We start from the raw sequence: 23424 nt of genomic DNA on the forward strand, positions 1-23424 counted from the left end.
GATTGTCGGGCCATGACCCAGTTCAGCACATGTTCGTCCGGCCAACGAGCCCGGGATCATGAAATCCTCGCCGGCCCGCGGTCAGCGGGCCGCCAGACTGGAGCGCCGGACCACCAGTTCCGGGCGGAGGACGACGCGGCGGTGCTCGTGCGGCCCGGCGGCGCCCTCGCCCTCGGTCTCCTCCAGCAGCAGCTCCGCCGCCAAGGCGCCCATGGTGACGGCGGGCTGCCGTACGGAGGTGAGCGGCACGGCCGCCGCGGCGGCGAACTCGATGTCGTCGTACCCGACGATCGCGAGGTCGTCGGGGACCCCGACGCCGGCCGCGTACATCGCCTGGAGCACACCGAGGGCCAGCAGGTCGTTGGCGCAGAACACGGCGGTCGGCCGGTCGGACAGGCCGAGGAGGCGGGCGCCGGCGTCGCGTCCGGCGGCGACGTCGAGGCGCTCGGTGGGCAGCTCGCGCAGGCGGTCGGGTCCCAGTCCGGCCTCGGCGAGGGCGTTCAGCGCGCCGGTGCGGCGGTCCCGGACCTGGTTCAGTCCGGGCGGGCCGCTGACGTAGGCGAGGGAGCGGTGACCGGCGTCGACGAGGTGCCGCACGGCCAGCGCGCCGCCCGCCACGTCGTCCACGGAGACCGAGCACTCGGTGGTGCCCTCGGCGACCCGGTCGACCAGCACGAAGGGGATGCCGTGCCGGCGGAACGCCTCGATGTTGCGGCCGGTGGCGTCGGCCGGGGTCAGCAGCACGCCGCGCACCCGCTGCTCGGCGAAGAGGGACAGGTACTCGGCCTCCTCGCCCGGGCTCTGGGCGCTGTTGCAGACCATCACGCCCAGCCCGGCCTCGCGGGCGGCGCGTTCGGCGCCGCGCGCGACGTCGACGAAGAACGGGTTGCCCATGTCGAGGACGAGCAGGCCCATGATGCGGCTGCGGCCGGCGCGGAGCTGACGGGCGGACTCGCTGCGGACGTAACCGAGCCGGTCTATGGCGGACAGCACCCGCGCCCGGGTCTCGGCGGCGACCGTGTCCGGGCGGTTGATGACGTTGGAGACCGTGCCGACGGAGACTCCGGCGACGCGGGCGACGTCCTTGATACCCACCGACTGGGCCATCGGGCAGGGACCTCCAGGGAGACGGGGGGCGGCGCGGCGGGCCATCACACTACCGGCACCGGCCGCCCCGCAGCGGTCACGTCAGCCGGGCAGCCGGAAGTCGGCGACGTGCAGGGGTGAGGGTGTGGTGCCGAGGAGTGCTCCGGCCAGGAGAGTGCGTCGTCTCATCGCGGGCTCCGTCGTCAGGCGAGGTGGAAGACCTCGGTCAGCGGTTTCATCGCCTCGTCCGGCCGGGAGCCGTCGAGGGACTCGAAGAAGGGGGACATTTCCTTCTGCCAGCGGGCGTTGACCTCGGTGGCCTCCATGCCGGCCCTGGCGGCCCCGAAGTCCTCGGTCTCCAGGTAGCCGACGAGCAGGCCGTCGTCGCGCAGGAAGAGGGAGTAGTTGTGCCAGCCGGTGGCCGAGAGCGCCTCGCGCATCTCGGGCCACACGGCGGCGTGGCGTTCGCGGTACTCGGCGATCCGGTCCTGGCGGACCTTGAGCAGGAAACAGACGCGTTGCATGAAGTACCGCTCCTCGCGAGGGGGTCGGGGATCAGAAGTCGAACTGGTCGATGTTCCCGGCGTTGAAGACGGTGGGCTTGCCGAGGCTGATCACGCCGTCCTTTCCTATGGTGTACTCGCCCATCGCGCCGGCCTCGAAGGTCTCGCCCTCCTGGCCGGTGATCTGTCCGGAGGCCAGTGCGACGGCGGTGCGGGCGGCGAGTTCGCCGAGCTTGGCGGGGTCCCACAGCTCGAACGCCTCGACGGTGCCGTTCTTGACGTACTTGCGCATGTCGTTGGGGGTGCCGAGGCCGGTCAGCCTGACCTTGCCCTTGTACTTGGAGCCGGACAGGTACTGCGCGGCGGCCTTGATGCCGACGGTGGTCGGGGAGATGATCCCCTTCAGGTTCGGGTGCTCCTGGAGCAGGCCCTGGGTCTGCTGGAAGGACTGCTGGGCGTCGTCGTTGCCGTAGGCGACCTTGACCAGCTTCATGTCCTTGTACTTGGGGTCCTTGAGCTCGTCCTTCATGAACTCGATCCAGGTGTTCTGGTTGGTCGCGGTCTGCGCGGCGGACAGGATCGCGATCTCGCCCTTGTAGCCGATCTGTTCGGCGAGCAGCTGCACCTCGGTGCGGCCCAGGTCCTCGGCGGAGGCCTGCGAGATGAAGGCGTTGCGGCAGCCGGGGGTGGTGTCGGAGTCGTAGGTGACGACCTTGATGCCGTTCTTCATGGCCTGCTTGAGCGCGGTGCACAGGGCGCCGGGGTCCTGCGCGGAGACGGCCATGGCGTCGACCTGCTGCTGGGTGAGGGTGTTGACGTAGGAGACCTGGCCGGCGGTGTCGGTGGCGCTGGAGGGGCCGACCTCCTTGTAGGTGGAGCCCAGTTCCTTCACGGCCTTCTCGCCGCCCTTGTCGGCGGTGGTGAAGTAGGGGTTGTTGACCTGCTTGGGCAGGAAGCCGACGGTCAGGCCCTTCTTGGTCTCGGCGTTCGGGTCGGCCTTGCCCGCCGAGGCCGCCGCGCCGCCCTCGTTCTTGACGTCCTCCTTGGTGGTGCCGCCGCAGGCGGTGGCGGCCAGGGCGAGCGAGGTGACGGCGGCGAGCGCCGCACAGGTACGGCGGACGGTTGCCTTGCGCATGGTGGGTTCCTTAAGGGCGAGGAGGGTTCAGGGAGTCGGGGCGGGCGCCTTGGACGCCGTCGGTGGCTCCACGGCGCGGCGCCGGGCACGGGCGACGGCGAGTTGCCGGGCGACCCGGGGTCCCAGGACGGACAGGACCAGCAGCACGCCGGTGACGACGGTCTGCGACTGCGCGGAGACGTCCTGCAGGCTCATCACGTTCTGCAGCGCGCCGAGCAGGAACACCCCGGCGACCGCGCCGCCGAGCGTCCCCTTGCCGCCGTCGAAGTCGATGCCGCCGAGCAGGACGGCGGCCACGACGGAGAGTTCGAGGCCGGTCGCGTTGTCGTAGCGCGCGCTGGCGTAGTGCAGGGCCCAGAAGACGCCGGTGAGGGAGGCCATCAGGCCGGTCAGGGTGAACAGGACGAGCTTCTGCCGCTTGACGCGGATGCCGGCGAACCGGGCGGCCTCCTCGCTCGCGCCGATCGCGAACAGCGACCGCCCGAACGGGGTGGCGTGCAGGGCGACGACGGCGACGGCGAGCAGCGCCAGGAAGGGCAGGAAGGCGTACGGGACGAACGTGTCGCCGATGCGTCCGGCGGCGAAGTCCAGGTACTGGGCGGGGAAGTCGGTCACCGCGTCGGAGCCGAGCACGATCTGCGCGATGCCCCGGTAGGCGGCCAGCGTGCCGATGGTGACGGCGAGGGACGGCAGTCCGAGGCGGGTCACCAGCAGGCCGTTGACCAGGCCGCAGACGACGCCGATCAGCAGGCAGACCGGGATGATCGTCTCGATGGACATGCCCTGGTTCCACAGGGCGCCCATCACCGCGCCGGACAGTCCCGCGGTGGAGGCGACGGACAGGTCGATCTCGCCGGAGACCACGAGCAGGGTCATGGGCAGGGCGATCAGCGCGATCGGCAGGGTGTTGCCGATGAGGAACGACAGGTTGAGCGCGTTGCCGAAGCCGTCGACGGTGGTGAAGGACAGCAGCAGGACCACGACGAGCAGGGCACCGACCACCGTGTCCCAGCGGACGGCGCGGAGCGCCGGGAATCCGGACTCAGGCATGGCGGGCGTTCCTCTTCTTCAGGGCGGAGGCCACGCGCAGCGCGACGACGCGGTCGACCGCGATGGCGAGGATGAGCAGGATGCCGTTGATGGCGAGCACCCACACGGAGCTGACGCCGAGGGCGGGCAGCACGCTGTTGACGGAGGTCAGCAGCAGCGCGCCGAGAGCCGCCCCGTAGACGCTGCCGGAGCCGCCGGTGAAGACCACGCCACCGACCACGACCGCGCTGACGACGGTGAGTTCGTAGCCGCTGCCGGTGCCGGAGTCGACGTTGCCGAACCGGGCCAGGTACAGGGCGCCGGCGAGCCCGGCGAGGGCTCCGCAGAAGGTGTACGCGGTGAGGATCCGCTTGCGCACGGGGATGCCGGCCAGCCGGGCGGCCTCCGGGTTGGAGCCCAGTGCGTACAGTTCGCGTCCGCTGCCGAAGTGCTTGAGGTAGTACGCCGTCGCCACGAGCACCGCGAGGGCGATGAGCGCCAGGTACGGCACCGCCGAGATCCCCCCGGAGCCGAAGTCGACGAATCCGCCGGGGAGGTCGGCGGCGGTGATCTGGCGGGAGCCGACCCAGATGGAGTCGATGCCGCGGATGATGTACAGCGTGCCGAGGGTGACGACGAGCGCCGGCACCTGGCCGAGGCTGACGAGCAGGCCGTTGAGCAGGCCGAAGCCGGTGCCGAGGAGGACCGCGAGGGCGACGGCGACGACCGGGTTCCCGCCGCCCTGGAGGTGGACGCCCGCGGCGAAGGCGCTGATGCCCAGTGTGGAGCCGACCGACAGGTCGACGTTGCGGGTGATGACCACCAGGGACTGGCCGGTGGCGACCAGGACCAGGATGGTGGCGTTCAGCAGCAGGTCCTTGATGCCCTGTTCGGAAAGGAACTCGCTGTTGCCGGCCTGGGTGACGCCGATCATCACCAGGAAGACCGCCAGGATGGCCAGTTCGCGCATCTTGAAGACGCGGTCGACCAGCCGTGTGGCGCCCGCCTCGGGCACCCCGGCGACGGGGGCTTCTTCGGGAGCGGTGACCGTCATGCGGCGGCCCTCCCCGTGGCTGCGGCCATCACGGTTTCCTCGGTGGCGTCGGTGCGGGGGATCTCGGCGGTGAGCCGGCCCTCGTGCATCACCAGCACGCGGTCGGCCATGCCGAGGATCTCGGGCAGGTCGGAGGAGATCATCAGCACGGCCACGCCGTCGGCGGCCAGCTGGGACAGCAGCCGGTGCACCTCGGCCTTGGTGCCGACGTCGATGCCGCGCGTGGGCTCGTCCACGATCAGCACCTTCGGGCCGGTGGCGAGCCACTTGGCGAGGACGACCTTCTGCTGGTTGCCGCCGGACAGGGTGTTGACCGTGTCGGCGATCCGGGCGTACTTGACCTGCAGCCTGACCGCCCAGTCCAGGGAGCGGCTGCGTTCGGCGCCCCGGTCCATCAGCCCGGCCCGCACGGTCGAACGCAGTCCGGTGAGGCCGATGTTGCGCTCGATGGACATGTCCATCACCAGGCCCTGGGCGCGCCGGTCCTCGGGGACCAGGGCGAGGCCCGCGGCCATGGCGGCGGACGGGGCGCCGTTGGTCAGCCTCCGTCCGTCCACCTCCACCTCCCCGGCGTCCCAGCGGTCGACGCCGAACACCGCGCGGGCCACCTCGGTGCGCCCGGCGCCGACGAGTCCGGCCAGGCCGACGATCTCGCCGCGCCGCACGTCGAAGGAGACATCGGTGAAGACGCCCTCACGGGTCAGCCTGCGCACGCTCAGGACGGTCTCGCCGGGGCTCACCTCCTGCTTGGGGTAGAGCTCCTCGAGGTCACGGCCGACCATGCGGCGGACCAGATCGTCCTCGGTCATGCCGTCCACCGGCTCGCCGGCGATCCAGGCGCCGTCGCGCAGCGTGGTGACCTTCTGGCAGATCTCGAAGATCTCCTCCAGGCGGTGGGAGATGAACAGCACCGCGGCGCCCTGTTCGCGCAGGGTGCGCACCACGCCGAAGAGACGGGCGACCTCGCTGCCGGTGAGGGCGGCGGTCGGCTCGTCCATGATCAGGACGCGGGCGTCGAACGAGAGCGCCTTGGCGATCTCGACGATCTGCTGGTCGGCGATGGACAGACCGCGGGCCGGGCGGTCCGGGTCGAGTGCGACACCGAGCCGCTTCATCAGTGCCGCGGTCGCGTCGTGCGTCGCCCGGTGGTCGATCCGGCCGAACGCCCGCCGGGGCTGCCGTCCCATGAAGATGTTCTCGGCGATCGACAGGTCGGGGAAGAGCGTGGGCTCCTGGTAGATCACGGCGATGCCGGCGTCGCGGGCGTCGCCGGGTCCGTGGAAGACCACGGGCGTCCCGTCGAGCAGCACCTGGCCGGCGTCCGGCCGGTGCACTCCGGCGAGCGTCTTGATGAGGGTCGACTTGCCGGCTCCGTTCTCCCCGGCGAGGGCGTGCACCTCCCCGGGGAACAGCTCCAGGGAGACGTCCCGCAGGGCGCGGACCGCGCCGAAGGACTTGGAGATGCCCTTCAGCGCGAGGACCGGGGCCGGACCCGTGTCGGACGGGTGGGTCATGAGGGCTCCTCGACGACGCCGGTGGGGCTGCCCTCGCGACGTCGTGAAAGGTTTCAACTGGGTTGCCGGGACGTTAGGCGCGCGACGCATGTCACGTCAATGGGTCCCGGTCGAAAAACTTTCGAGAGCTTCAGGTCTCGCACGGGTGACGGAGAGCAGTCTTCGCCGAAGGGGTTGACACCCCTTCGGGAGCCTCATAGCTTCCCGTTCTGAATCGTTTCACTCAGTGGTCGTTACGACCCGATGTCACAGGAGCCCTGACGTGACCGAGCTCGCCGCGGTGAAAGCCGCTCTCAAGACACAGGCCGTGGAGACGCCGTCCTGGGCGTACGGGAACTCGGGGACCCGGTTCAAGGTGTTCGCACAGCAGGGCGTGCCCCGCACCCCGCAGGAGAAGCTGGACGACGCGGCCAGGGTGCACGAGTTCACGGGTGTCGCGCCGACCGTGGCGCTGCACATCCCGTGGGACAGGGTCGAGGACTACGCGGCGCTGGCCAAGCACGCCGAGGACCGCGGTGTGCGGCTCGGCGCGGTCAACTCCAACACCTTCCAGGACGACGACTACCGGCTCGGCAGCATCTGCCACCCGGACGCGGCGGTCCGCAGGAAGGCCGTGGACCATCTGCTGGAGTGCGTCGACATCATGGACGCGACCGGCTCCAGGGACCTGAAGCTGTGGTTCGCCGACGGCACGAACTACCCGGGACAGGACGACATCCGCTCCCGGCAGGACCGGCTGGCCGAGGGCCTGGCCGAGGTGTACGAGCGGCTCGGCGAGGGGCAGCGGATGCTGCTGGAGTACAAGCTCTTCGAGCCGGCGTTCTACACCACGGACGTGCCGGACTGGGGCACGGCGTACGCGCACTGCCTGAAGCTCGGCGACAAGGCGCAGGTCGTGGTCGACACGGGGCACCATGCGCCGGGCACGAACATCGAGTTCATCGTGGCGACGCTGCTGCGGGAGGGGAAGCTCGGCGGGTTCGACTTCAACTCGCGGTTCTACGCCGACGACGACCTGATGGTGGGTGCCGCCGACCCGTTCCAGCTGTTCCGGATCATGTACGAGGTGGTACGCGGGGGCGGGTTCACCTCCGACGTGGCGTTCATGCTCGACCAGTGCCACAACATCGAGGCGAAGATCCCCGCGATCATCCGTTCCGTCATGAACGTCCAGGAGGCCACGGCCAAGGCACTGCTCGTCGACCGGGCGGCGCTGGGTGAGGCGCAGGCCTCGGGGGACGTGCTGGGCGCCAACGCGGTGCTGATGGACGCGTACGACACGGACGTGCGGCCGCTGCTTCGTGAGGTGCGGGAGGAGATGGGGCTGGACCCCGAGCCCCTCGCCGCCTACCGGCGGTCCGGGTGGGCCGAGCGGATCGTGGCCGAGCGGGTCGGCGGGGAGCAGGCAGGGTGGGGGGCGTAGGCGCCGGCCGGTTTCCGTCCATCGCGGACCGCGGGCCGTACCTGGCTGGTCGCGCGGTTCCCCGCGCCCCTTTCGGGGCGCTCCACCTCCCCTCGTTCGAGAAGGACTGACAAGTGATGTCTGCGCATCCCGAAGCCGCCGCTCTGCTCGCTCGATCGCACCGGCTCGGCGCCGATCCCCGGAACACCAACTACGCGGGCGGCAACACCTCCGCCAAGGGCACCGGAACCGACCCCGTCACCGGTGGTGACGTGGAGCTGATGTGGGTCAAGGGGTCCGGGGGCGACCTCGGAACGCTGACCGGAGCGGGGCTCGCCGTGCTGCGGCTGGACCGGCTGCGGGCGCTCACCGAGGTCTACCCGGGCGTCGAACGCGAGGACGAGATGGTCGCCGCGTTCGACTACTGCCTGCACGGCAAGGGCGGTGCGGCGCCCTCGATCGACACCGCGATGCACGGGCTGGTCGACGCCGCCCACGTGGACCATCTGCACCCCGACTCCGGGATCGCGCTCGCCTGCGCGGCCGACGGGGAGAAGCTGACCGCCGAGTGCTTCGGCGACACCGTGGTGTGGGTGCCGTGGCGGCGGCCCGGCTTCCAGCTCGGGCTGGACATCGCCGCCGTGAAGGAGGCCAATCCGCAGGCCGTCGGGTGTGTGCTCGGCGGGCACGGGATCACCGCGTGGGGTGACACCTCCGAGGAGTGCGAGCGGAACTCGCTGCACATCATCCGCACCGCCGAGACGTTCCTCGCCGAGCGCGGCCGGCCGGAGCCGTTCGGTCCGGTGATCGAGGGGTACGAGGCCCTGCCCGCCGGCGAGCGGCGGGAGCGGGCCGCCGCCCTGGCGCCGTACGTGCGGGCCGTCGCCTCCCAGGACAGGGCGCAGGTCGGGCACTTCGACGACTCCGGCGCCGTACTGGACTTCCTGGCCCGCGCCGAGCACCCGCGGCTGGCCGCGCTGGGCACCTCCTGCCCGGACCACTTCCTGCGCACCAAGGTCCGGCCGCTGGTCCTGGACCTGCCGGCGTCCGCTCCGCTCGACGAGGCGGTGGCGCGGCTGAAGGAACTGCACACGGCCTACCGCGAGGAGTACGCCGCCTACTACGCGCGGCACGCGGACGAGGACTCCCCCGCCATGCGCGGCGCCGACCCGGCGATCGTGCTGGTGCCGGGCGTCGGCATGTTCAGCTTCGGCAAGGACAAGCAGACCGCACGGGTGGCCGGCGAGTTCTACCTCAACGCGATCAACGTGATGCGCGGGGCCGAGGCGGTGTCCTCGTACGCGCCGATCGAGGAGTCGGAGAAGTTCCGCATCGAGTACTGGGCGCTGGAGGAGGCCAAGCTCCGGCGGATGCCGGAGCCCAAGCCGCTCGCCACGCGCGTGGCCCTGGTCACGGGGGCCGGCAGCGGCATCGGGAAGGCGATCGCCCGGCGGCTGGTGACGGAGGGCGCGTGCGTCGTCGTCGCCGATTTGAACGGGGAGAACGCCGCGCGGGTCGCCGAGGAACTGGGCGGCTCCGACAAGGCCGTCGCCGTGACCGTGGACGTCACCTCCGAGGAGCAGATCGCCGGCGCCTTCCGGGCCGCCGTGCTCGCCTTCGGCGGTGTCGACCTGGTGGTGAACAACGCCGGCATCTCGATCTCCAAGCCGCTGCTCGAGACGTCCGCGAAGGACTGGGACCTGCAGCACGACATCATGGCCCGCGGTTCCTTCCTCGTGTCGCGCGAGGCGGCCCGGGTGATGACCGCGCAGCAGCTGGGCGGGGACATCGTCTACATCGCGTCGAAGAACGCGGTGTTCGCCGGCCCCAACAACATCGCCTACTCCGCGACCAAGGCGGACCAGGCGCACCAGGTGCGGCTGCTCGCCGCCGAGCTGGGTGAGCACGGCATCCGGGTCAACGGCGTCAACCCGGACGGCGTGGTGCGCGGTTCCGGGATCTTCGCGGGCGGCTGGGGCGCCAGGCGCGCGGCCGTGTACGGGGTGCCGGAGGAGAAGCTGGGCGAGTTCTACGCGCAGCGGACGCTCCTCAAGCGGGAGGTGCTGCCCGAGCACGTGGCGAACGCCGTGTTCGCGCTGACCGGCGGCGATCTCACCCACACCACCGGGCTGCACGTCCCGGTCGACGCCGGCGTCGCCGCCGCGTTCCTGCGATGAGCACCGGCGTGAAGTCGTACGCCGCGGTCGACCTCGGCGCGTCCAGCGGACGCGTCATGGTCGGCCGCGTCGGCCCCGACAGCCTGGACCTGACCGAGGTCCACCGCTTCCCCAACCGGCCGGTACGGGTGCCCGAGGGGCTGCGCTGGGACGTCCTGGGGCTGTACGCGGGGGTCCTGGACGGGCTGAGGGAGGCGGGCCGGGTGGACTCCGTCGGCATCGACAGCTGGGCCGTGGACTACGGGCTGCTGGACGCGGACGGGGCGCTGCTCGGCAACCCGGTGCACTACCGCGACGGCCGCACCGACGGGGTCGCCGAGAAGGTGTGGGCGGCCGTGCCCGCCGGGGAGCTGTACGCGGCGACCGGTCTGCAGTACGCGCCGTTCAACACCCTGTACCAGCTGACGGCGGCACACGGTTCCGCCCAACTCGGGCAGGCCCGGCGGCTGTTGCTCATCCCGGACCTGCTGTCGTACTGGCTGACCGGTGAGCAGGGCACGGAGCTGACCAACGCCTCGACCACCCAGCTGATCGACCCGCGCACCCGCGACTGGGCGCACGGGGTCGCCGAGCGGCTGGGCATCGACCTCGGGCTCTTCGCGCCGCTGCGCCGGCCCGGCGATCCGGCAGGGGTGCTGCGCCCGGAGGTGCTGGAGGAGACCGGGCTGACCGGGCCGGTCCCGGTGACGGCGGTCGGCTCGCACGACACCGCGTCCGCGGTGGCCGCCGTGCCGGCGGACGGCGAACGGTTCGCGTACATCTGCACCGGCACCTGGTCGCTGGCCGGACTGGAGCTGGACGCGCCGGTGCTGACGGAGGAGAGCCGGGCCGCCAACTTCACCAACGAGCTGGGGCTGGACGGCACGGTCCGCTATCTCCGCAACATCATGGGCCTGTGGCTGCTCCAGGAGTGCGTACGCGCCTGGGGCGAGCCGGACCTTGGCGCGCTGCTCCTCGCGGCGGCCCGGGTTCCGGCGCTGCGGTCGGTGGTGGACGCCGGGGACGCGGCGTTCCTCGCCCCGGGGCGGATGCCCGAGCGGATCGCCGAGGCGTGCCGGGACTCGGGCCAGCCGGTGCCGGACTCCCCTGCCGAGGTCACCCGCTGCATCCTCGACTCGCTCGCCCTGGCGCACCGCAAGGCGGTCGAGGACGCGCAGCGGCTCGCCGGACGGTCCGCCGACGTCGTGCACATCGTGGGCGGCGGCACCCGTAACGCCCTGCTGTGCCAGCTGACCGCCGACGCCTGCGGGCTGCCGGTGGTGTCCGGGCCGACGGAGGCGGCGGCGCTGGGCAATGTGCTGGTGCAGGCCCGCGCCCACGGACTGGCCGGCGACCTCGCCGGGATGCGGCGGCTGCTCACCCGTACGCAGCTGCTGACGCGGTACGAACCGCGCGGCGGCACGCAGCGCTGGCAGGCCGCGCAGGCCCGGCTCGCCCGGGGCTGACGGGAGTCTCCCCCGCGCCCTCGCTCCCGCACTACCCTGCACTGACCCGATGATCGATTCCACGAGGAGCCGCGATGCGTGTCGCCCTGTTCCTGACCTGTGTCAACGACACGCTCTATCCGGACACCGGGCGCGCCGTGGTGAGACTCCTGACCAGACTCGGCGTCGAGGTCGACTTCCCGATGGCGCAGACCTGTTGCGGCCAGGCGCACTACAACACGGGCTACCGTCACGAGACGGAGCCGATGGCCCGGCACTTCGCCGAGGTCTTCCGGGACTACGAGGCGATCGTGACGCCGTCCGGCTCGTGCGGCGCGATGGTGCGGGAGCTGTACCCGCGGATGGGTGAGCGGGCCCGGGCGGAGGGGCGCGGGGACTCCCTCGCGGCGACCCTGGCACCGGTGGTGCCGAAGACCTATGAACTCACCGAGTTCCTGGTGGACGTGTTGGGGGTGACGGACGTCGGGGCCTACTACCCGCACAAGGTGACCTACCACCCGACCTGTCACGGGCTGCGCGGACTGGGCCTGGGCGAGCGGCCGCTGCGGCTGCTGCGGGCGGTGAAGGGCCTGGAGCTGGCCGAGTTGCCGGGCGCGGAGGAGTGCTGCGGCTTCGGCGGCACCTTCGCGCTGAAGAACTCCGACGTCTCGGCGGCGATGGGCGCCGACAAGGTGCGGAGCGCCGAGTCGACGGGCGCCGAGGTGCTGTGCGCGGCGGACAACTCCTGCCTGATGCACATCGGCGGAACGATGACGAGGCTGCGCACCGGGATGCGGCCGGTGCACATCGCGGAGATCCTGGCGAGCACGGAGGAGGAACCGGCCGTATGAGCGGAACATTCGTCGGGATGCCGGCGTTCCCGGAGGCGGCGCGGGACGCCGTACGCGACGGCACCCTGCGCGGCAATCTGCGGCACGCCACGCACACCATCCGGGCCAAGCGCGCCAAGGCCGTGGCGGAACTGCCCGACTGGGCGGAGCTGCGGGAGGCCGGCAAGCGGATCAAGGACCACACCCTCCGCCATCTCGACCGCTATCTCGAGCAGTTGGAGGAGTCGGTGACGGCGGCGGGCGGCACGGTCCACTGGGCGGCCGACGCCGACGAGGCGAACCGGATCGTGACGCGGCTCGTCAGGGAGACCGGCGAGTCGGAGGTCGTCAAGGTCAAGTCGATGGCCACGCAGGAGATCGGGCTCAACGAGGCCCTCGAAGCGGAGGGCATCCGTGCCTACGAGACCGATCTGGCCGAGCTGATCGTGCAGTTGGGCAAGGACCGCCCGTCGCACATCCTGGTGCCGGCGATCCACCGCAACCGCGGGGAGATCCGGGAGATCTTCGCCCGGGAGATGAGCGAGTGGGGCCGTCCGGCGCCCGAAGGGCTGACCGACACCCCCGCCGAACTCGCCGAGGCGGCGCGGCTGCATCTGCGGGAGAAGTTCCTGCGCGCCAAGGTCGGCGTCTCCGGGGCCAACTTCATGGTCGCCGAGACCGGCACCCTGGTGGTGGTGGAGTCCGAGGGCAACGGCCGGATGTGCCTGACCCTGCCGGAGACGCTGATCTCGGTCGTCGGCATCGAGAAGGTCGTGCCCGCCTGGCAGGACCTGGAGGTGTTCCTGCAGACCCTCCCCCGCTCCTCGACCGCCGAGCGGATGAACCCGTACACCAGCATGTGGACCGGCACCACCGACGAGGACGGCCCGCGGACCTTCCACCTGGTGCTGTTGGACAACGGCCGTACCGACACGCTCGCCGACGAGGTGGGCCGGCAGGCCCTGCGCTGCATCCGCTGCTCGGCCTGCCTGAACGTGTGCCCGGTGTACGAGCGGGCCGGCGGACACGCCTACGGCTCGGTCTACCCGGGGCCGATCGGCGCGATCCTCAGCCCGCAACTGCGGGGCACCGGCAGTGAGATCGACGCGTCCCTGCCGTACGCGTCGTCGCTGTGCGGGGCCTGTTACGAGGTGTGTCCGGTCGCCATCGACATCCCCGAGGTGCTGGTGCACCTCAGGGAACGGGTGGTGGAGGGCGGTGAGGTGACGCGGGCCGGCAACAAGGTGGTGCTGCAGCCCGCCAAGGGGCACGCCGCCGAGCGGGCGGCGATGCGCGCCGCGCGCTGGGCGTTCACGCGTCCCGGTGCGCTGCGCACCGGACAGCGCCTCGCCTCGCGCACCCGCAGACTCCATCCGCGCACCCTGCCGGGACCCGGCAGGGCGTGGAGCGGGACCCGGGATCTGCCGGCGGTGCCGGCGGAGCCGTTCCGGGACTGGTGGCAGCGTACGCGGGGCGGGAAGGGAGCGGCCGGATGAGCAGCAGGGAAAGGGTCCTGGGCCGGGTGCGGCGCGCCCTGGCCGGCACACCCGAGGACGACACCCCGTACGAGCGGGCCGTCGCCCGGGACTATCTGCGTGAGCACGGCGGGCGCACGGCCGGGGAGACGGTGGACCTCCTCGCGGAGAACCTGGCCGACTACCGGGCGATCGTGCACCGCACCACCGACGGCGAACTGCCCGCTCTGATCGCGCGGTTGCTCGCCGAGCGGGGCGCCAGGCAGGTGATCGTGCCGCCGGGGCTCCCGCCGGCGTGGATGCCGGCCGACGGTCCCGCCCGGGTGGAGGACCGTGCCGTGAGCACGCCGCGCGAGCTGGACGAGGCCGACAGCGTGGTCACCGGCTGCGCGCTGGCCGTCGCCGAGACGGGCACCCTGGTGCTGGACGGCTCGCCCGACCAGGGCAGGCGCCGCATCACCCTCGTGCCCGATCACCACATCTGTGTGGTGCGGGTGCCGGACCAGATCGTCTCCTCCGTCCCCCAGGCCCTCGGGCGCCTCGACCCGACGCGCCCGCTCACCTGGATCTCCGGCCCGTCGGCGACCAGCGACATCGAACTCGACCGGGTGGAGGGCGTGCACGGCCCGCGCACCCTGGAGGTCGTGCTGGTCGGACAGCCCCCCTCCTGAGGTGTCCCTAAGTACACCCGGTGATCCGGGTCCTGCACCCCGTGTGGCGCGCCCCCGCGCTCCGTAGCGTTTCCGGCGGGGCACAGGGCGTGCCGGACGGAGGCAATAACAATGTTTCGCAGCGGGGCACGAAGCGGCCGGGACACGGAGCCCGCTCCCGAGGCGCTGCGGCTGGTGAAGGTCACCAAGTCGTACGGCGCCGCGGACAGTTCCGTGACCGCGCTGGACGGGGTGACGCTCGGGCTGGCGCGGGGGACGTTCACCGCGGTGATGGGGCCCTCGGGCTCGGGCAAGTCCACGCTGCTGCAGTGCGCGGCCGGGCTGGACCGTCCGGACAGCGGGATCGTGCGGGTCGACGGGACCGAGCTGACGGGCGGCAGCGAGGCGGAGCTGACGAGGTTCCGGCGCGGGCGCATCGGGTTCGTGTTCCAGCAGTACAACCTCCTGGAGACACTGACCGTCGCGCAGAACACGGTGCTGCCGCTGAAGCTCGCCGGCAGGCGCGTGGACCGGAGGCGGGCCCGGGAGATCCTGGTCTCCGTCGGTCTGGGCGACCGGCTGGGCCACCGGCCCGACCAGCTGTCCGGCGGTCAGCGGCAGCGGGTGGCGATCGCGCGGGCGCTGGTGACCGAACCACGGGTGATCTTCGCCGACGAGCCCACCGGCGCCCTGGACACGCGCAGCGCGCGGGAGGTGCTGGCGCTGCTCCGGCAGGCGGTGCTGGTGCACGGGCGGACCGTGGTGATGGTGACGCACGACCCGATCGCCGCGTCCCACGCCGACAGCGTGCTGTTCCTCGCGGACGGCAGGCTGGCCGGCCGGCTGGACGCGCCGACGGCGGAGGCGGTGGCCGAGCGGCTGGCGCATCTGGGCGACACCGCGAAGGCGGGGGTGTGAGCCGTGTTCGCACTGGCCATGCGGTCGGTCCGGCGTAGGCCCGGACGGTTCCTCGCGACGCTGCTGTCCGCCTTCCTGGGCGCGGCGATCGTCATGACGTTCCAGTCGCTGCACGACACGGCCGGACAGCCGGGCGTGGACCCGGCGAGCTCGGAGATCCTCCGGATCTCGGCCGACGTGGTCGGCGGGTACGGCACCCTGCTGGTGTTCTTCGCCGTCGCCTCGACGCTGACCGTGAACGTGCGGCAGCGGGCGGCCGAGCTGGAGGTGCTGCGCTGCTCGGGCGCGACCCCGGCGCAGCTGAAGCGAATGGTCGTGGGTGAGGCGGTGGTCGTGGCCCTGGCGGGCACGGCACTCGGAGTGCCCGCGGCGATGGCGGGCGGGCGGCTGCTGCTCGACATGTTCCGCGAAAGCGGGCAGGTCGCCCGGTCCGTGGACCACTCCTTCGGGATCGTCGCCCTGGTGTCCGGCGTCGGCGTCACGCTGCTCGCGTCGGCGGGCGCGGCGCTCCTCGCGGTGCGCCGGGTGACACGCAAGCGGCAACGTCCCGGCAGGGTAAGGGTGTTCCTGGCCTACGGAGCACTGGCGGCCGGGGCGGCGGCGGTGTGCTCCACGTTCGCCCTCTCGGCGACGGACGAGATGCTGATGGTGCCGCCCGTGTACGGGGCGATCCTGCTGTCGGTGGGTCTGGCGCTGGCGGCGCCCCGGCTGCTGAAAGGCGTGCTGGGCCGGTGGGCGCCGCGGGGGGCGAGCGGGTGGCTGGCGGTGCGCAACCTGCGGCAGCGGACCGGGGAGCTCGCCGGGATCCTGACGGCGCTGGTCCTGTTCACGGCGGTGTCCACGGCGACGCTGACCATGCAGGCGGTGGAGAGCGACGCGGTGGCGGCCTCGGGGCTGGTGAAGTCGGCCGACGCCAAGAACCTGGAGACGCTGAACTTCACGGTCGTCGGCATCATCGCGGTGTTCGTGTGCGTGATGCTGGTCAACTCGCTGTACGCGGCGACGACCTACCGCGCCGGGGAGTTCGGCCGACAGCGCCTCGCCGGGGCGACGCCCGGGCAGGTGCTGGGCATGGTGGGGACCGAGGGACTGGTCGTCACGGTCGTCGGGCTGCTGTTCGGCACGGTGGCGGCGCTGGCCGGGATCGTGCCGTTCGCCGTGGTCCGTGGTGACGTGGTGGTGCCGGAGCAGATGGCCGGTGTGTGGGCCGCGGTCGTGGCGACCGGCGTGGCGGTGACGCTGGGGACGAGTCTGGTCACGGCCCGGCGGGCGCTGCGCACCCCGGCCGTGCGGGCGGTCGCCCCCGCCGCGTGACAAGTGCGGTGAGCAAGCGCTTGGATAGGTCCGGGCACCCGCCGGGTGTCCGGGCCCCGTCGTTCCCGCGCACAGCCGGAGGATCCTGGTGTTCACTTCCGTCGACGACGTCTCCGCGCGCCTCGCCGAGACCGGCTACCTGGCGTCGCCCGCGGTGGCCACCACCGTCTTCCTCGCCGACCGGCTCGGCAAGCCGCTGCTGGTGGAGGGCCCCGCCGGGGTCGGCAAGACCGAACTCGCCAAGGCCGTCGCCGCGGTCGCCGGCGCCCGGCTGATCCGGCTCCAGTGCTACGAGGGCGTGGACGAGTCGCGGGCGCTGTACGAGTGGAACCACGCCAAGCAGCTGCTGCGGATCAGCGCCGGCAGGGACGAGAGCTGGGACGAGACGCGGACGGACATCTTCGCCGAGGAGTTCCTGCTTCCCCGCCCGCTGCTGACCGCGATCCGCGGCGACGACCCCAAGGTGCTGCTGATCGACGAGACCGACAAGGCGGACGTGGAGGTCGAGGGGCTGCTCCTCGAGGTGCTCGGCGACTTCCAGGTGACCGTTCCGGAGCTGGGCACCGTCACCGCGACCCGCCGCCCCTTCGTGGTCCTCACCTCGAACGCGACCCGGGAGCTGTCCGAGGCGCTGCGCCGCCGCTGTCTGTTCCTGCACATCGGTTTCCCCGACGCGGAGCTGGAACGGCGGATCGTACGGCTGAGGGTGCCGGGCATCGAGACGGCGCTGGCCGAGTCCGTCGTCCGGGTGGTGGGGGCGCTGCGCGCGATGGACCTGCGGAAGGTCCCGTCGGTCGCCGAGACCATCGACTGGGCCCGCACCCTGCTGGCGCTGGGCGCGGGCACCCTGGACGAGACGGTCGTGCGCGACAGCCTGGGCGTGGTCCTCAAGCACCAGGACGACATCCAGAAGGCGGCGGCCAAACTCGACCTGGACGCCCTGTGAACACCGCCGGCCCGGGACTCGCGACCCGGCTGACCGGCCTCGTCGACGCGCTCCGCGTCCACGGCCTGCGCGTCGGCACCGGCGAGACGGTGGACGCGGCGCGCGCGGTGGAGGCGCTCGGGCTCGCCGACCGGGAACTGCTCCGGGAGGGCCTGGCGGCGACCCTGCTGCACGGCACGGCCCAACGTCCCGTCTTCGACGCGGTCTTCGACCTGTACTTCCCTCGCGCGGTCGGCGCGCCGGAGGGCGGACCCGCCGACCGGGACGGTCTGCGCGAGCGGCTGGCGGCCGCGCTCGCCGACAACGACACCGGGCTGATGGGCCGGCTGGCGGTGGAGGCGGTCGACGGCTTCGGCGGGTACGGGAGTTCGCCGGGGTCGGACGGCTGGTCGTCGTACCAAACACTGGACCGGCTGCGTCCGCAGACGCTGCTGGCGCGGGTACGGGACGAGGTGCACGGGCGGGACGGCGGCGCGGGCTTCGGCGACCGGCTGCTGGAGGACGAGATCCGGCGGCGCATCGAGGAGTTCCGGCGGCTGGTGGCCACCGAGGCGCGGCGCCGGGTGGCGGAACGGCGGGGCCGGGACGAGATCGCCCGGCGCGCGGTGGCCCCGACCGCCGACCGGGTCGACTTCCTGTTCGCCGGGAAGGACCGGCTGGCCGAGCTGCGCCGGACGGTGCGGCCGCTGGCGCGGAAGCTGGCCACCCGGCTCGCCGCCCGCCGCCGCAGGGCCGCGCGCGGCAGTATCGACCTGCGCCGGACGGTGCGCGGTTCGCTGTCCACCGGCGGGGTGCCGATGCGGCCCGTGCTGCGCCGGCGCAGGCCCGCCCGGCCCGAACTGGTGCTGCTGTGCGACGTGTCGGGCTCGGTGTCCGGGTTCTCCGACTTCACGATGCTGCTGGTGCAGGCGCTGCACGACCAGTTCGGCAAGGTGCGGGTGTTCGCCTTCGTCAACCGGGTCGACGAGGTGACCGGGCTGCTCGTGCGCGGCGCCGCCGACCCGGAGGGCCTGGGCGCCCGCATCCGCGAAGGGGCGAGCCTCACCGGCTGGCACGGCAGCAGCGACTACGGCATGGCGCTGGGCGAGTTCGGCGAGCGGTACGCCGGTGCCGTGGGACCGCGCACGACGGTGTTCGTCCTCGGCGACGCCCGCACCAACATGGCCGACCCGAACCTCGCCGCCGTGCGCGAGCTGGTCCGGCGCGCCCGGCGGGTGCACTGGCTGAACCCGGAGCAGCGCTCCCGCTGGGGCACCGGCGACTCCGCCGCACCCGAGTACGCGCGGCTGGTGGACATGCACGAGTGCCGCAACGTACGGCAGTTGAGCGCGCTGATCGGCGGGCTGCTCCCGGTGTGACGGCGACCGGGACCGGATCAGCCGTGCCAGACGGCCCGGACCCGGTCGGCGTACGCGGCGGCCTGGCGCCGTCCCGCCCGGGCGGCGCCAGGAACGCGGGAGGGGTCCAGCGGGTTGCGGCCGAACGCGCGGCGGGCCTCCCGGTCGGGAACCAGCACCACGGCGCGGGCCCCGCCCGCCGCCAGTGCGGCACCCTGGGCGACGGCCCCGGGGCTCGCGCCCGGCCCCTTGGGGATCGGGGCGAGGGCGACGACCCTCCGGCAGTCGCTCATCAGGTCGACGTTGGCCGTGGACCGCACCCCGCCGTCCATCCAGCGCCCCTCCCCCACCGTGATCGGCGGGAACAGCGGCGGCAGCGCGCAGGTGGCCGCCATGGCCCGCGGCAGGTCGGCCCCGCTGCCGGCGTCCAAGCCCGTGGTCCGGCCGGTGAGCGCGTCGGTGGCGAAGAACCGCAGCGTCCGCTCCGGCCATGCGGTGACCGGCAGGAGGGGCCGGATGGCGTCGAGCACGTCGGCCTCCGGCACGTCGCGCACCGACAGGGCGAGTCGGCCCAGCCGCTCGACCACCCGGTCCGGGTCCCGCGAGCCGAGCGCGGCCCACAGGTACCTGACCGTCATCCCGAGGGTGAAATCGACCTCCAGCAAGGCTCGTTCGCGGTTGACCTGTTCCTCGTACAGGTCGGCCGGCTCCGCTCCCGCCGCCAGCTCCAGTGCGAGCAGCGAGCCGGCCGAGGTCCCGGCCAGCACCTCGGCGCCGCCGAGGTCCACGCCGGCCTCGGCCAGCCCCGCCAACATGCCGGTCTCCCAGGCGTAGGCGGTCAGTCCGCCCCCGCCCAGTACCAGCCCCGTTTCGGACACGCCGCCTCCTCCTCCCCAACGGGGACTTGTCCCCGTTTCCTCCGTCCGACGCTAGCACGCAATCGGGGAGTGGTCCCCATTTGATGTGATGACACGTGTACACGCGGTGATCGGCAATCGGCTAACATCCCGCCATGTCCGGCACCGCCACGCAGCACTGAGGGAACCGATGTCCGATCCGCTGTCGCGAGACCCTCTCGCCGCCGTCACCGCCGCGGGCGAGACCGTCTCCGTTCCCGACAGCCACAAGAGGGTGCTGCTGGAGGAACTCGGGCCGGACGAGGTCGTCCGGGCTGTCTACCACGACGGCTGGAACTGTGCCGTGCTCACCGACAGGGGCCTCGTCCTGCTGGGGGGACAGCTGTCCCCCAGGGCCACCCGTGTCCCACGGCCCCTGCCCCTCCTCCGGCGCGCGTCAGGAGTCCTGGACTCGGTCCGCGTCCTCGTCGACGGCAGGCCGCACAAGCTGTTCGGCTCGAGCATCGACCCGAAGGGCGCCCTCCTGGAGGCGGCGGGCGAACTCCTGCCTCCCGACTCCCCGTTGCGCCCGGGGCGGAGGACGCGGACGGTCACCTGGGTGCGCCGGCATCCGGTGCTGATGTCGCTGCTCGTGGCCTCGGTGGTCGTGGGCCGGCTGGTTTCCGGACCTGACTCGGGGTCCGGCACGCAGGAGGCCGTGGCGAAGGACGCCAAGAACCTCGCGGAGACCGTCGTCCCCGACTTCCGGGGATCGGCGCTCACCACCGCCGCCTCGCGGGCCGGCGACGAGGCATGGCTGACGGTGTCGGCGATGGACGCCTCGTCCGGCCTGCGCCCGGTCACCACCGGCGAGACCGGCTGGCGGGTCTGCTTCCAGACCCCGTCCCGCGGCGAGACGGTCGACCCTTCCGTCAGCACCCTGACGCTGTACGCGGTGCCGGAGCGGGAGGAGTGCCCGGAACGGCTGTACGGTCCCCGGCGGGTCGTAATGCCGGACCTCGTCGGCGAGCGCTTCGACGACGCCTCACGGACGCTCGACGAACTCGGTCTCGCCCAGGTGTCGCCGTTCCACGCCCACACCGGCAAGCGGCTGGCCGAGGGGGAACACGAGCTGTCCGACTGGCGGGTGTGCCGCCAGGACCCGGAAGCGGACAGCACGGTCACGGTCCTGGAACAGGCCGGTCTCTGGCTGATCGGGTCCGGCGACCCGTGCACCGATCCCAGCCCGGACCCCGAGCCGGAACCGAAGCCGAAGCCGAAGCCGGATCCGAAGCCCGATCCGGACCCGAAGCCCGATCCCAAGCCCTCGTACGGCAGTACTTCGGGGGGCGGTTCCACAGGCGGGAGCACCGGCGGGAGCACCGGCGGGACTTCGTCGAGCGGCGGCTCGTCCGGCGGTTCCGGTTCCGGCGGTTCGACTTCCGGCGGCGGCGGTCAGGCGGGTGTCGGGTTCGGGCAGTTCTGTTCGCCCGTGGGCGCCACCGCGACCACGGCGGACGGCCGTCCCGCCAAGTGCTTCATGGGCAAGGACGGCCGTGCGCGCTGGGGTTACAACTCCGGTTGACCGGCGGCCTGTCGAGCCGGCTGGTCCGCCTTGGCGTACTCCTGGGCCATACCTCCCGCGAAGTCGTACACCACGACCTGGTCGTCACCGACGACCCACGCGTCGTGGCCCGGTGCGCAGACGAAGACGTCACCGGGGCCGACCTCCTGCTCGGCGCCGTCGTCCATGCGGATGCGCATCCGGCCCTGGACGACGTAGCCGTTGTGGTGGATCCGGCAGCTTTCGGTCCCCGCGATGGGACCGACGGACTCGGTCCAGCGCCACCCCGGCTCGAAGGTGGCCACGGCGAAGTCCAGCCCCGACATGTGGACCGCTTCCAGGTGCCCCCGAGGGAAGTCGCGCCTCTCGTCCGGCTTGTCCAGCGTCTTGATCTCGAGCATGATCCTGCTCCCTTCCGACCGTCTCCCTGCACGGCCGGGTCCGGTCTCCGTCCGCCTCGACGGCACCGGCGGGGGCCGGGCCCCACCCCTCCATGGTCCGCCTGTCCACTCGGGGGCGCCATTCGGGTGACGGGGCGGTCCTGGCCCCTCAGGCTCCGGATCCGCAGAGCCGGGCGAAGCGCGCGGCGTCGATGTTGCCGCCGGAGAGGATCAGGCCGACCCGGGACGGGAGCGGGCCCACCCTGCCGGTGAGCAGCGCGGCGAGCGGGGTGGCTCCGCTGGGCTCGAGGACGATCTTCAGCCGCTCGAAGGCGAACCGCATCGCTTCCCTGATCTCGTCGTCGCCGACCAGCACGATCCCGTCCAGGAGCCGCCGGTTGAGGGAGAAGGTCAACTCGCCGGGGATGTGCAGGGCCTGGCCGTCGGCGATGGTGCGCGGGACCGGGACGGCGACGCGCCGGCCCGCCTCCAGTGATCTCCTGGTGTCGTCGCCGGCCTCCGGTTCGACGCCGATCACCCGGGTCCCGGGGTGCAGTGCCTTGACGGCGGTGGCGCTTCCGGCGATCAGCCCCCCGCCGCCGACCGGGGCGAGCAGTACGTCCAGCGCTCCTGTCTCCTCGACGAGTTCGAGGGCCGCCGTGCCCTGTCCGGCGATGACGTGCGGGTGCTCGTAGGGCGGCACGAGGGTCAGCCCGCGCTCGGCCGCGAGGGTCTCGGCCACGGCGACGCGGTCGCCGCCGTAGCGGTCGTACGTGACGATCTCGGCGCCGTATCCCTCGGTGGCCGCCCGCTTGGACGGCGGCGCGTCCTCGGGCATCACGATGACGGCGGTGGCGCCCAGTTCCCGGGCGGCGAGGGCGACGGCCTGGGCGTGATTGCCGGAGGAGTAGGCGGCGATGCCGCGGGACAGCTGTCCGGGGGTGAGCCGGGAGGCCGCGTTGTAGGCGCCGCGGAACTTGAAGGCGCCGACGCGCTGGAAGTTCTCGCACTTGAGGTGGATCTCGGCGCCGGCCAGCGCGTCCAGGGTGCGGGAGCGCAGGACGGGCGTGCGGTGCGCGACGCCTTCGAGGCGCTCGGCGGCGGCACGCACGTCGTCGAGGGTGACCGGCGGGGTGGTGGTCGTCACGGGGTCCCTCCATCGGGGGTGGGGTCGGCCGTCGTCCTGGCCTGGGAGAGGTAGCTGTAGGCGGAGGCGCGGGAGATGCCGAGCCGGGCGGCGACCTGCTCGATCGCGCGCCGTACGGCGAAGACCCCGCGGGCGTCCAGGTCCCGGAACAGCCGCAGCCGCTCGGCCCGGTCGAGCTGGGCCCAGCCGCGGGGCTGCCGGGCCCGGTGGGCGTCGACGATCGCCTCGACCACGGAGTCGATGTCGTCGCCGAAGGTGGTCGTCGGCGGCTCGGCCGTGCCGCCGGTGAGACCGGCGAGCGCGCCGAGCAGGGTGTGCGCCTGGCCGACGGCGGTGACGTCGACGTTGACGCACAGGGCGCCGAAGACCGCTCCCGTGGAGTCCCGGAGCACCATCGTGGAGGACTTCACGAGGGTGCCGTCCCCGGTCCTGGTGAGGTAGTTGAGCTCGTCGGCGGCCTCGTCGCCGCGGGCCAGCACCCGCATGCCGATCTCGCTCATCGCCCCGCCCACCGTCCGCCCGGTCACGGTGCCGGCCACGGCGACCACCGACTCCTCCGGGCGCCGGTAGTCGTGCAGCACCACCTCGCAGACCGGTCCGAACGTCGCGGCGATCCCGTCGACGACGGGCGTCAGCGCGGTGAGAATCGCGTCCCGCTCGGCGTCCCGGCCCTGTGCGGCCGTCATGAGCACTCCTCCCGCCT

General features: G+C 72.5%; 21 protein-coding genes. 11 read left to right on the plus strand and 10 right to left on the minus strand.

Annotation, left to right across the window (positions count from 1 at the left end; all coding sequences use genetic code 11):
• Positions 1-81: 81 nt before the first annotated feature.
• The 6 genes from CNQ36_RS02900 to CNQ36_RS02925 all read right to left on the minus strand — a co-directional run bounded on the left by CNQ36_RS02900 (position 82) and on the right by CNQ36_RS02925 (position 6321).
• Positions 82-1107, minus strand: a complete 1026-nt coding sequence (locus CNQ36_RS02900; protein WP_121544799.1) for a LacI family DNA-binding transcriptional regulator — start codon at positions 1105-1107, stop codon at positions 82-84.
• A 182-nt stretch (positions 1108-1289) separates the two neighbouring features.
• Positions 1290-1610, minus strand: coding sequence for an L-rhamnose mutarotase (locus tag CNQ36_RS02905; RefSeq protein WP_121544800.1), 321 nt, complete (start codon positions 1608-1610; stop codon positions 1290-1292).
• Between the two features lie 31 nt (positions 1611-1641).
• A complete protein-coding gene (rhaS, locus tag CNQ36_RS02910) occupies positions 1642-2724 on the minus strand; it encodes a rhamnose ABC transporter substrate-binding protein (protein ID WP_121544801.1) in 1083 nt (360 codons plus the stop codon).
• A 27-nt stretch (positions 2725-2751) separates the two neighbouring features.
• Positions 2752-3774, minus strand: a complete 1023-nt coding sequence (locus CNQ36_RS02915; protein WP_121544802.1) for an ABC transporter permease — start codon at positions 3772-3774, stop codon at positions 2752-2754.
• Positions 3767-4807, minus strand: coding sequence for an ABC transporter permease (locus tag CNQ36_RS02920; protein ID WP_004935521.1), 1041 nt, complete (start codon positions 4805-4807; stop codon positions 3767-3769). Before CNQ36_RS02920 ends, CNQ36_RS02915 begins: the two co-directional genes overlap by 8 nt.
• On the minus strand, positions 4804-6321 hold the full coding sequence (locus CNQ36_RS02925) for a sugar ABC transporter ATP-binding protein (RefSeq protein WP_121544803.1): 1518 nt from the start codon (positions 6319-6321) through the stop codon (positions 4804-4806). The genes CNQ36_RS02920 and CNQ36_RS02925 overlap by 4 nt, the downstream gene beginning before the upstream one ends.
• A gap of 262 nt (positions 6322-6583) precedes the next feature.
• Here CNQ36_RS02925 and rhaI point away from each other — a divergent pair, with 262 nt between their 5' ends.
• The 10 genes from rhaI to CNQ36_RS02975 all read left to right on the plus strand — a co-directional run bounded on the left by rhaI (position 6584) and on the right by CNQ36_RS02975 (position 18815).
• Positions 6584-7744 (plus strand): L-rhamnose isomerase, encoded by a 1161-nt coding sequence (rhaI, locus tag CNQ36_RS02930; RefSeq protein WP_121544804.1) that lies wholly within the window; start codon positions 6584-6586, stop codon positions 7742-7744.
• Between the two features lie 116 nt (positions 7745-7860).
• Positions 7861-9900: a bifunctional aldolase/short-chain dehydrogenase gene (locus CNQ36_RS02935; RefSeq protein ID WP_121544805.1), complete on the plus strand. Its 2040-nt coding sequence runs from the start codon at positions 7861-7863 to the stop codon at positions 9898-9900.
• Positions 9897-11345, plus strand: a complete 1449-nt coding sequence (locus tag CNQ36_RS02940) for a rhamnulokinase (protein ID WP_121544806.1) — start codon at positions 9897-9899, stop codon at positions 11343-11345. The genes CNQ36_RS02935 and CNQ36_RS02940 overlap by 4 nt, the downstream gene beginning before the upstream one ends.
• 74 nt (positions 11346-11419) lie before the next feature.
• Positions 11420-12175: a (Fe-S)-binding protein gene (locus tag CNQ36_RS02945; RefSeq protein ID WP_004935510.1), complete on the plus strand. Its 756-nt coding sequence runs from the start codon at positions 11420-11422 to the stop codon at positions 12173-12175.
• Positions 12172-13650 (plus strand): LutB/LldF family L-lactate oxidation iron-sulfur protein, encoded by a 1479-nt coding sequence (locus tag CNQ36_RS02950; protein WP_004935507.1) that lies wholly within the window; start codon positions 12172-12174, stop codon positions 13648-13650. The genes CNQ36_RS02945 and CNQ36_RS02950 overlap by 4 nt, the downstream gene beginning before the upstream one ends.
• A complete protein-coding gene (locus tag CNQ36_RS02955) occupies positions 13647-14300 on the plus strand; it encodes a LutC/YkgG family protein (protein ID WP_121544807.1) in 654 nt (217 codons plus the stop codon). Before CNQ36_RS02950 ends, CNQ36_RS02955 begins: the two co-directional genes overlap by 4 nt.
• 111 nt (positions 14301-14411) lie before the next feature.
• A complete protein-coding gene (locus CNQ36_RS02960) occupies positions 14412-15197 on the plus strand; it encodes an ABC transporter ATP-binding protein (RefSeq protein ID WP_121544808.1) in 786 nt (261 codons plus the stop codon).
• Between the two features lie 3 nt (positions 15198-15200).
• Positions 15201-16511 carry an FtsX-like permease family protein gene (locus tag CNQ36_RS02965; RefSeq protein ID WP_121544809.1) on the plus strand — a complete coding sequence of 437 codons (1311 nt, stop codon included), beginning with the start codon at positions 15201-15203 and terminating at the stop codon, positions 16509-16511.
• Positions 16512-16599: 88 nt separating this feature from the next.
• Entirely contained in the window at positions 16600-17457 is an 858-nt protein-coding gene (locus CNQ36_RS02970) for an AAA family ATPase (RefSeq protein WP_121544810.1), read from the plus strand.
• On the plus strand, positions 17454-18815 hold the full coding sequence (locus CNQ36_RS02975; protein WP_121544811.1) for a vWA domain-containing protein: 1362 nt from the start codon (positions 17454-17456) through the stop codon (positions 18813-18815). Before CNQ36_RS02970 ends, CNQ36_RS02975 begins: the two co-directional genes overlap by 4 nt.
• A 17-nt stretch (positions 18816-18832) precedes the next feature.
• On the opposite strand, the gene CNQ36_RS02980 is transcribed toward CNQ36_RS02975, so the two are convergent.
• Positions 18833-19672, minus strand: a complete 840-nt coding sequence (locus CNQ36_RS02980) for a patatin-like phospholipase family protein (RefSeq protein WP_121544812.1) — start codon at positions 19670-19672, stop codon at positions 18833-18835.
• A 169-nt stretch (positions 19673-19841) separates the two neighbouring features.
• Between CNQ36_RS02980 and CNQ36_RS34575 the strand changes: the two genes are divergently transcribed.
• Complete coding sequence (locus CNQ36_RS34575; protein WP_163013145.1) at positions 19842-21215, plus strand: hypothetical protein; 1374 nt, start codon at positions 19842-19844, stop codon at positions 21213-21215.
• Here the strand turns inward: CNQ36_RS34575 and CNQ36_RS02990 are convergent.
• The 3 genes from CNQ36_RS02990 to CNQ36_RS03000 all read right to left on the minus strand — a co-directional run bounded on the left by CNQ36_RS02990 (position 21200) and on the right by CNQ36_RS03000 (position 23407).
• Positions 21200-21595, minus strand: a complete 396-nt coding sequence (locus CNQ36_RS02990; RefSeq protein WP_004935487.1) for a cupin domain-containing protein — start codon at positions 21593-21595, stop codon at positions 21200-21202. The genes CNQ36_RS34575 and CNQ36_RS02990 overlap by 16 nt on opposite strands.
• Before the next feature lie 148 nt (positions 21596-21743).
• A complete protein-coding gene (locus CNQ36_RS02995) occupies positions 21744-22721 on the minus strand; it encodes a pyridoxal-phosphate dependent enzyme (protein WP_121544814.1) in 978 nt (325 codons plus the stop codon).
• Complete coding sequence (locus CNQ36_RS03000; protein WP_121544815.1) at positions 22718-23407, minus strand: helix-turn-helix transcriptional regulator; 690 nt, start codon at positions 23405-23407, stop codon at positions 22718-22720. Before CNQ36_RS03000 ends, CNQ36_RS02995 begins: the two co-directional genes overlap by 4 nt.
• Positions 23408-23424: the final 17 nt, after the last annotated feature.

The sequence above is a fragment of the Streptomyces fungicidicus genome (assembly GCF_003665435.1).
In the GTDB taxonomy this organism is placed as follows: Bacteria; Actinomycetota; Actinomycetes; order Streptomycetales; family Streptomycetaceae; genus Streptomyces; species Streptomyces fungicidicus.

Coding starts and splice junctions, on each gene's coding strand:
- CNQ36_RS02925 (WP_121544803.1), bottom strand. CDS start 6,321: ATGACCCACCCGTCCGACACGGGTCCGGCCCCGGTCCTCGCGCTGAAG.
- CNQ36_RS02905 (WP_121544800.1), bottom strand. CDS start 1,610: ATGCAACGCGTCTGTTTCCTGCTCAAGGTCCGCCAGGACCGGATCGCC.
- CNQ36_RS02935 (WP_121544805.1), top strand. CDS start 7,861: ATGTCTGCGCATCCCGAAGCCGCCGCTCTGCTCGCTCGATCGCACCGG.
- CNQ36_RS02900 (WP_121544799.1), bottom strand. CDS start 1,107: ATGGCCCAGTCGGTGGGTATCAAGGACGTCGCCCGCGTCGCCGGAGTC.
- CNQ36_RS02940 (WP_121544806.1), top strand. CDS start 9,897: ATGAGCACCGGCGTGAAGTCGTACGCCGCGGTCGACCTCGGCGCGTCC.
- CNQ36_RS02915 (WP_121544802.1), bottom strand. CDS start 3,774: ATGCCTGAGTCCGGATTCCCGGCGCTCCGCGCCGTCCGCTGGGACACG.
- rhaS (WP_121544801.1), bottom strand. CDS start 2,724: ATGCGCAAGGCAACCGTCCGCCGTACCTGTGCGGCGCTCGCCGCCGTC.
- CNQ36_RS02945 (WP_004935510.1), top strand. CDS start 11,420: ATGCGTGTCGCCCTGTTCCTGACCTGTGTCAACGACACGCTCTATCCG.
- CNQ36_RS02920 (WP_004935521.1), bottom strand. CDS start 4,807: ATGACGGTCACCGCTCCCGAAGAAGCCCCCGTCGCCGGGGTGCCCGAG.
- CNQ36_RS02990 (WP_004935487.1), bottom strand. CDS start 21,595: ATGCTCGAGATCAAGACGCTGGACAAGCCGGACGAGAGGCGCGACTTC.
- CNQ36_RS02960 (WP_121544808.1), top strand. CDS start 14,412: ATGTTTCGCAGCGGGGCACGAAGCGGCCGGGACACGGAGCCCGCTCCC.
- CNQ36_RS34575 (WP_163013145.1), top strand. CDS start 19,842: ATGTCCGATCCGCTGTCGCGAGACCCTCTCGCCGCCGTCACCGCCGCG.
- CNQ36_RS02950 (WP_004935507.1), top strand. CDS start 12,172: ATGAGCGGAACATTCGTCGGGATGCCGGCGTTCCCGGAGGCGGCGCGG.
- CNQ36_RS02955 (WP_121544807.1), top strand. CDS start 13,647: ATGAGCAGCAGGGAAAGGGTCCTGGGCCGGGTGCGGCGCGCCCTGGCC.
- CNQ36_RS03000 (WP_121544815.1), bottom strand. CDS start 23,407: ATGACGGCCGCACAGGGCCGGGACGCCGAGCGGGACGCGATTCTCACC.